The organism is Cysteiniphilum sp. (assembly GCF_057495195.1).
The window spans coordinates 21,562-29,918 of the sequence record NZ_JBXTEF010000077.1 but is presented as its reverse complement, the minus strand read 5'-3'; the positions used below and the strand labels follow the sequence as shown (position 1 = coordinate 29,918).

The following is an 8,357-nucleotide window of genomic DNA, read 5'->3' as shown; positions in this document are numbered from 1 at the left end:
CTGCCCTTGACAGAGTCTTTGGGCGCTCATTTGCTAAAACAATGAAACTATTCATTGTTTCTTAACGCATTCGCTATTGGTAAAATTCAATCGCTCAAAGACACGAGAAATTCAACGACAGAAATGCTGTAAAATGGTTTATGGGCGGTATACACATCGCTAATGGTTTGCGCGAATTTGCGCAACGCAAGAGGGAATCTGGTGTAACTCCAGAGCTGGCCCGCAGCGGTAATTGGAAACGAACGATACACGTTGACTCTTGCTTTTAAGAGTCCTTGAAACGCACTGATTGACACAATTGGGAAGCAGTATCTAGTAGGTTGTTTAAATGCGTCCATAAGCCCGAATATCTGCCATTAGTTAATTGATTTTATGTTAAAAAGCTTTCGTGGAACAAAGCACACATATGGTAGAGATAATTGGTATTGATTAATAAATCATTATCAAAACACTTCTTGCTAACTTATGTCCTTCTTCCCGATTGCTTAGTTTAAATTAATCGCGGATAGAGGATAACAAATGAATGTAAATGTCACCAAACGCTCAGGACGTTTAGAGCCTGTTAATCTGGATAAAATCCATCGCGTCATCACTTGGGCTGCTGAAGGTTTAGAGAATGTCTCTGTTTCTCAAGTTGAGTTGCAATCGCATATTCAACTGTATGAAGGTATGAAAACAGCGGATATTCAGGCGATCATTATCAAAACTGCTGCTGATTTAATCTCTGAAGAGACACCTGATTATCAATATATGGCGGCGCGCTTAGCGATTTTTCACTTGCGCAAATTAGCCTATGGCGAATTTGAGCCTCCGCATTTATATGATCAGGTGCAAGCACTGGTCAAAGCCAACAAATACGACGGACATTTACTTGATGACTACTCTCGTGCTGAGTTCGAGCAAATGAATACGCATATTGATCATTGGCGTGATATGAACTTCACCTATGCTGCAGTGAATCAAATGCAAGGCAAGTATCTCGTGCAAAATCGCGTCACTGGCAAGATCTACGAAACGCCACAAATGCTTTATATGTTGGTGAGTGCTTGTTTGTTTTCAAAGCATGACAAAGCAACACGCATGCAATATGTACTTGATTTCTATGATGCGATTAGTCAGTTTAAGCTCTCTCTACCCACTCCAATTATGGCAGGTGTGCGCACACCGACACGACAATTTAGCTCATGTGTCCTTATTGATACTGATGATAGTTTAGACTCAATCAATGCTTCCGCATCGGCGATTGTCAAGTACGTCTCACAGCGCGCAGGCATTGGCATTAATGCCGGAAAAATTCGTGCACTGGGTAGTGAGATTCGTCAAGGCGAAGCGCTACATACTGGCTGCATTCCATTTTATAAACATTTTCAAACAGCAGTTAAATCATGTTCACAAGGGGGTGTGCGTGGTGGAGCGGCTACCTTATTTTATCCACTGTGGCATTTAGAGGTTGAATCCCTCTTGGTGCTTAAAAATAACCGTGGGGTCGAGGATAACCGCATCCGCCACTTAGATTATGGTGTGCAAATCAATCGCTTAATATATCAACGCTTAATCGAGCAAAAGGATATTACCCTGTTTAGCCCCAGTGATGTGTCTGGGTTATATGATGCTTTTTTTGCTAATCAGAGTGAGTTTGAGAGGCTTTATATTGCAGCAGAAAACACACCCGATATCCGCAAAAAAACAATTAAAGCCAATGAGCTTTTCGCCCTGTTAATGCAGGAGCGTGCGCAAACTGGACGTATTTACATTCAAAACGTTGATCATTGTAATACGCATTCGGCATTTAATGCGCAACTTGCCCCGATTAAACAATCTAACCTATGCATGGAGATCACCTTACCCACCAAACCACTTGAGCATATTTTTGATGAAAATGGTGAGATTGCACTATGTACTTTATCCGCATTTAACTTAGGTGCTATTGATTCTCTTGATGAACTGGCGTCTTTAGCCACGTTAATTGTCACGGCTTTAGATCATCTATTGGATTATCAGAACTATCCATTAGCGTCAGCTGAAATTCCCGCAAAAGCGCGCCGCAGCTTAGGGATTGGCGTTATTAACTTTGCTTATTACTTGGCTAAAAATCATGTCAAATATAGTGATGGCAGTGCCAATAAGCTGACACATCAAACTTTTGAGGCTATTCAATATTATCTACTTAAAGCATCAAATCAGTTAGCTCGAGCAAAAGGCGCTTGCACATATTTCAACGACACAAGCTATGCCCAAGGATTACTGCCCATTGATCACTATAAGAAAAGCATCGATGAGTTTGCTCATTTTTCACTACAATATGACTGGGAAGCCTTACGCCAAGACATTCAACAACATGGCTTGCGCAATTCCACCTTAAGTGCGATCATGCCATCAGAAACCTCATCGCAAATATCCAATGCCACTAATGGTATTGAACCACCTCGTGGCTTAGTTTCAATCAAGCAAAGTAAAGATGGGGTATTAAAACAGGTCGTCCCTGAAATTCAACGCTTAAAGTCTCACTATGAGCTGTTATGGCAGATGCCTAATAATACCGGTTATTTGCAACTTTGTGCGATTATTCAAAAGTTTATTGATCAGTCAATTTCAGCTAATACTAACTATGACCCGCTTAAATTTAATGATCATAAAGTGCCAATGCAAACATTGATGTCTGATTTATTAATCGCTTATAAATATGGCTTAAAAACACTTTATTATCACAATACGCGTGATCATGCCAAAGAAAGCAAAGAGCCAACTAATCATACTATAGAGATAGCAGAAATCGACGAATGCGAATCAGGAGCATGTAAAATATGACACAAAGCTACCATTACTCCACCTTTCAAACAACATCAAATAATCAACTGCATGAGCCGATGTTTTTTGGCACATCAGTTAATGTCTCACGTTTTGATCAACAAAAGCACTCTATTTTTGAACGTTTGATTGAAAAGCAGCTGTCTTTTTTCTGGCGTCCTGAGGAGATTGATTTAAGTCGCGACCGCGTTGACTTTCAGAAGTTCAATGCCATTGAAAAGCATATTTTCTTATCTAATCTACAATATCAAACCCTGTTAGACTCAGTACAAGGACGCAGCCCAAATATCGCCTTTTTACCACTTGTCTCTCTCCCTGAGCTTGAAACGTGGATTGAGACATGGAGCTTTTTTGAGACAATTCATAGCCGCTCATACACACATATGGTGCGCTCGCTCATGGATGATCCAAGCCCTGTATTTAATGCGATTGTTGATAATCCTGAGATTAGAAAACGTGCGCAAAACATTACCCACTATTATGATCAGCTGATTATGCAAACACAGCTTTTACAAACACAAGGCACGGGAAGCTATAACATTGATGGCAAAACCATTGAGGTAAGTCAACACAGCATTAAAAAAGCACTTTACTTGGCTCTGCATGCGGTTAACGCCCTTGAGGCTATCCGCTTTTATGTCAGCTTTGCCTGCACGTTTGCCTTTTCCGAGCAGAAGAAGCTTGAAGGCTGTGGCAAAATTATGAAGCTGATTGCGCGTGATGAATCCGTGCATTTAACCAGCACTCAACATATGATTAATATCATCCTCTTGGGTAAAGATGGAGATCCTGAATTAACCGAGATTGCGCACAGTTTACATAATGAAGCGCAAGCCATTTTCAAAGAAGCCATTGCACAAGAAAAAGCATGGGCAAAGTATCTATTCTCACAAGGCTCTATATTGGGATTGAATGAACAGATCCTTTGTCAATACATTGACTACTTAGCCAAAGAGCGGATGGAAGCTGTGGGACTAAATACCGATGATATTATCGCGCCCAAAGGCAACCCGATACCTTGGATTAATCATTATCTTAACTCAGACAACGTCCAAGTTGCACCACAAGAAACCGAGATTAGCTCGTATCTTGTCGGTCAAATAGATAGTAATGTTGCCGATAATGCCTTTAGTGGTTTTGAACTATAACAATGGTTCGTATTAAGCTTAATGATCAAATTATAACGATTGATAATAATCAATTAACGATACTTGAATGGCTTGAACAACAGGGTATTGCTGCCAACTTTCAGTGCCGCAATGGTATGTGTGGCACCTGCCGTTGTCAAGTAATCTCAGGAGACATTGAATATACCAAAGAACCATTGGCTTTTATTAAAGAAGATGAAGTGCTTATTTGTATTGCAAAAGGGATAAGCCATATGGTAGAGCTCTAAGCCAACACCGCAAAATGACTTACGATGAGGTTAGCACTATTAATCTTCAATGACTCGATTTAACTCACCATGCTCTTTACACATTGCGACATACGATTTGGTTGTAATTAAAATATAAAAAATGACAGATATGACAGCAACAAACCAGATATTTGGCACGATATATAATAACCATAAGTAAGCAATAAATGGCAGGATAAACAATAATAGTTTTTGCACGCCAACTTTGTGCTGCACGAAAGCATAAATGAGCAATAGAATCGTTAATGAACTATTGACCAACATCAAATCATGGCTTGGAATCGTGAGCATGATAAGCCCTAAAATCACAAAGACAATTAATCCTAACCAACGTGTTTTAGGCGCAATTGCACCCATACTAATCGGTGCTGCCATATATCCAACAACATGATAACCAGTTACCACAACCATCAACGCTGCCCAGCTTTCGGCATTAAATAAGACAATTGCTGCTAATACCCAGTTAATCATCATTGAGCGCTTTGAGAAGTTATATACTGGGTCAAGCTTGGCAATCCAACGTGGCATTTGCCCTTCTGCTGACATTGCATAAAGCATGCGCGATGAAGCGCCAAGATAGGTATATCCGGTACCAGATGGACTGACCACACTGTCAGCTAATAACAAAATAGCTAAGAAATTCAAACCTAACAACATCGCTAAATTCAATAATGGTGATGAGAAGTTCATGCCTTGCCAACCACCATTTTTAACTAAAAGTTCATGTGGAACGGCTGCCATAAATGCATACTGTAAGCCCATATAAACAATCAAAATAATAAAGATCGACAAGATAATGGACAACGGCATATTACGTTTTGGATTTTTAATCTCACTGGCGAACGATACACTAATCTGAAAGCCATTAAATGAGTAAATCAATCCTGCACCAATAATTGCCATCACTGCACTACTAAAGCCATAGTCACTATTGGTTGGTAAATTAAAGTTGTTACTCAATCCTGAGTGATCAAATGCAGCAATCAAAAAAACAGCGATTGCAAATAATGGTGTAAAAACCTTAAGCACGGTGACGACATTATTTACTCGTGTTAGCAACTTAATGCCGTAAAAATTCACGATCAAGTAGACCAATAAAATACCTAACGCTAAAAATTTACCACCATAAGTGAGAACATGATTCTGCATCAATGCATCAGATCCAATCGCTGCTGATAAGTACTGTGTTGTTGCTTGTGCCTCAGTAGCAATCACCACCATAATGCCAAACCAATTAGCAAATGCAAATGGCATACCAAAGATACCATTGTGTGATAACGCACTTGATCGTGTTGTTGCGCCACGCACTGGGTAAACCGCAACAACCTTAGCTAAACATAAACCAACTAATAAAACTAAAATAGCAGCTAGAACCCATGCAAGAAACGCCCAGTTTCCTGCGATTTTTGCGGTTAATTGCGCGCTAAAAAGCCAGCCTGAACCAACCATACAAGTAGCACTTAACAAGGTTGCACTTAATAGCGATACGCCTGATTTTTTTGGTGTGAACTCTGCACCCATATTCCTCTTCCCTCTTTTAATTCTATTATTTACATTACTTTTTACCTTATAAATATCACAGCGCCACAAACCTCCTTTAACGGGCATTTGTGATAAATATATGTCTAAAAATACAGCATTATTTTCTTCAAACACATGCCGCCCCAAGACGACAGACTATAGCGGCATTTTCAAAGCTTGTAAATATGTAACAATATGTATCAGGCAAATAAATTATTGTGTAATGATTGCTCTTAAATTAAATTGATTGCTTATAGATCAACTTTATACAAATTGACCAGCAGCCCATCCTGATGCCCATGCCCATTGAAAGTTATATCCACCAAGCCATCCAGCGACATCAACGACCTCACCAATGAAATAAAGCCCTTTAATCTTGTGACTTTCCATTGTTTTTGAAGAAATTTCATCACAACTGACCCCACCTTTGGTGACCTCGGCTGTGCGATATCCTTCCGTGCCACACGGTTTTATCTGCCATGATTGTAAGCATTGCATCATCTGCTCGATCTCACTATTAGCAAGATCGGCAAGTTTCTTATTAAGTAATAATTCATCCACAAATAAAGGCAGTAGCCTCTTAGGCAGGTAATTTTCTAACAGTGACTTTAAGAGTGTGCCACCTTGTGATTTTTTGTGCAAATGAAGCAATTCACTTAATGAGGCTATTTCTGGCAATAAGTTGATGTGCAAATAATCTCCCAGCTGCCAATAGGATGAGATCTGCAACATAACAGGTCCACTTAAGCCGCGATGTGTAAATAGCAAATTCTCGCGAAAGCTCTGATTATTACAACTGACCTCACTAAATACCGAAACGCCTGAAAGCTCGGCATATTTTAATTTATCATGCTCTCCAAGAACAAAGGGCACTAATGCCGCTGAGGTTGGCAACACTTGAAGACCAAACTGGCGTGCGATCTCATAGCCAAAGCCTGAAGCACCCATTGTTGGAATTGAGAGCCCCCCCGTAGCAATAACAACAGAGCGTGCATGATAATCACCTGCGGTTGTTTTAATATAAAACCCAAGCTCAGGTGATGCCGCTTGATCACATTGGCGCAGCTGATTAACTGTTGTATTCAGTTTAATTTCAACCTGATATTTACGGCATTCATTAAGCATAATATCAACGATTTCATGTGACTTACCATCACAGAAAAGCTGTCCTAATGTTTTCTCATGGTAATTAAGCTGATAACTATCAACCAATGCAATAAAATCCCATTGCGTATAACGCGTTAAGGCAGACTTACAAAAATGCGGATTTTGTGATAAAAAGCGCGCCGGCTCAACATAGTAATTCGTGAAATTACAGCGTCCGCCACCTGACATAAGTATCTTTTTCCCGACCTTATTAGCATGATCAAGAACCAATACTTTGCGCCCTCTTTTGGCCGCCTCAATGGCACACATAAGTCCTGAGGCACCAGCCCCAATAACAATAACATCTACTTTCATTATGACGCTTTAAATACTTGTTTGATCTGGAAATGCTTATCAATAACGACCAAATCAGCATCAGCCCCTTTTTTGATGTCCCCTTTATAATGATGCACATTAAGACTCTTCGCAGCATTATAGCTCGTCATTTTAACAATTTCCGGCAAACTGCAATCACTATATGTGAGCATGTTTTTTAATGCATTATTCATCGTCAACACACTACCGGCTAATACACCATTTTCTAGTCGTGCTTCATTATTTTTGACAATTACTTTCTGCCCACCAAGGTCAAACACACCCTCACCATGAGCTTGAGCTGACATCGCATCAGTGACCAAAAGAATACCATCCGCTCCTTTTACGCGATAAACCATATCAACGATTTCAGGTGCTAGATGCACGCCATCAACGATCAGCTCGGCAATAACCTTCTCTGACATTAATAAAGCGGGTACCGCTCCTGGTTTACGGTGATCAATACCACTCATCGCATTAAATAAATGCGTCGCTTGAGAGCAGCCTCGGTCAATTGCTGCTAGCGCTTCTTTTGCTGTGCAATTAGTGTGTCCAATCGAAGCAATCACTTGCTCACTGGCACACCAATCAATCACCTGATTAACACCCAACATCTCTGGCGCAAGTGTGATTTTCTTAACTAGGTTATTTGCCTTATCTTGCCAGCTCTTAAGCTTAGCAATCGAAGATTCCTGCAAAAACTCAGGGTTTTGTGCGCCAATTTTATCCGGTGAAATAAAGGGGCCTTCTAAATGCACACCTAAGATATTGGCAAAGTGTCGACCGTGAGCATACGACTTATTAAAGTCAGCGACATTATTAAGTGCTTTGCTAATTGCCGCTTCAGTTTGGGTCATTGTCGTTGCTAAAAACGAAGTAACCCCTTGACGATATAAGGATGATGTAATCACTTTTAAGGATTCAATCTCACCATCCATTACATCACAACCACAACTACCATGAATATGGGTATCAATAAATCCTGGAATCACCTTATCACTTTGATGATATTCGACGACGGGTAAATGTGAAAAATCTGGGAGTGGCTCACCAACTGCCATAATTTTGCCGCACTCAACGGCAATTTCACCTTCTAAAACAGCATCTTTAGTGATGATTTCGGCGCCTGTTATTCGATAACTTTGCATCA

Annotated in this window: 6 protein-coding genes and 1 riboswitch; of the genes, 3 read left to right on the top strand and 3 right to left on the bottom strand. The window is 40.2% G+C overall.

Going from position 1 to position 8,357, the window contains the following annotated elements:
* The first annotated feature begins 146 nt into the window (after window positions 1-146).
* Window positions 147-372, top strand: a riboswitch (cobalamin riboswitch).
* Window positions 373-519: 147 nt separating this feature from the next.
* Genes nrdA through yfaE form a run of 3 tightly spaced genes read left to right on the top strand, consistent with a single transcriptional unit; the run spans window position 520 to window position 4,204 of the window.
* Entirely contained in the window at window positions 520-2,808 is a 2,289-nt protein-coding gene (nrdA, locus tag ACY10D_RS07110; RefSeq protein WP_487000058.1) for a class 1a ribonucleoside-diphosphate reductase subunit alpha, read from the top strand.
* A complete protein-coding gene (nrdB, locus tag ACY10D_RS07105; protein WP_487000057.1) occupies window positions 2,805-3,956 on the top strand; it encodes a class Ia ribonucleoside-diphosphate reductase subunit beta in 1,152 nt (383 codons plus the stop codon). Before nrdA ends, nrdB begins: the two co-directional genes overlap by 4 nt.
* A gap of 2 nt (window positions 3,957-3,958) precedes the next feature.
* Complete coding sequence (yfaE, locus tag ACY10D_RS07100) at window positions 3,959-4,204, top strand: class I ribonucleotide reductase maintenance protein YfaE (RefSeq protein WP_487000056.1); 246 nt, start codon at window positions 3,959-3,961, stop codon at window positions 4,202-4,204.
* Between the two features lie 39 nt (window positions 4,205-4,243).
* Here yfaE and ACY10D_RS07095 read toward each other — a convergent pair whose 3' ends face one another.
* The 3 genes from ACY10D_RS07095 to nagA form a co-directional block, all read right to left on the bottom strand.
* On the bottom strand, window positions 4,244-5,746 hold the full coding sequence (locus ACY10D_RS07095) for an APC family permease (protein ID WP_487000055.1): 1,503 nt from the start codon (window positions 5,744-5,746) through the stop codon (window positions 4,244-4,246).
* A gap of 264 nt (window positions 5,747-6,010) precedes the next feature.
* Window positions 6,011-7,207 (bottom strand): BaiN/RdsA family NAD(P)/FAD-dependent oxidoreductase, encoded by a 1,197-nt coding sequence (locus tag ACY10D_RS07090; RefSeq protein WP_487000054.1) that lies wholly within the window; start codon window positions 7,205-7,207, stop codon window positions 6,011-6,013.
* A complete protein-coding gene (gene nagA, locus ACY10D_RS07085; RefSeq protein WP_487000053.1) occupies window positions 7,207-8,355 on the bottom strand; it encodes an N-acetylglucosamine-6-phosphate deacetylase in 1,149 nt (382 codons plus the stop codon). The genes ACY10D_RS07090 and nagA overlap by 1 nt, the downstream gene beginning before the upstream one ends.
* Between the last annotated feature and the right edge of the window lie 2 nt (window positions 8,356-8,357).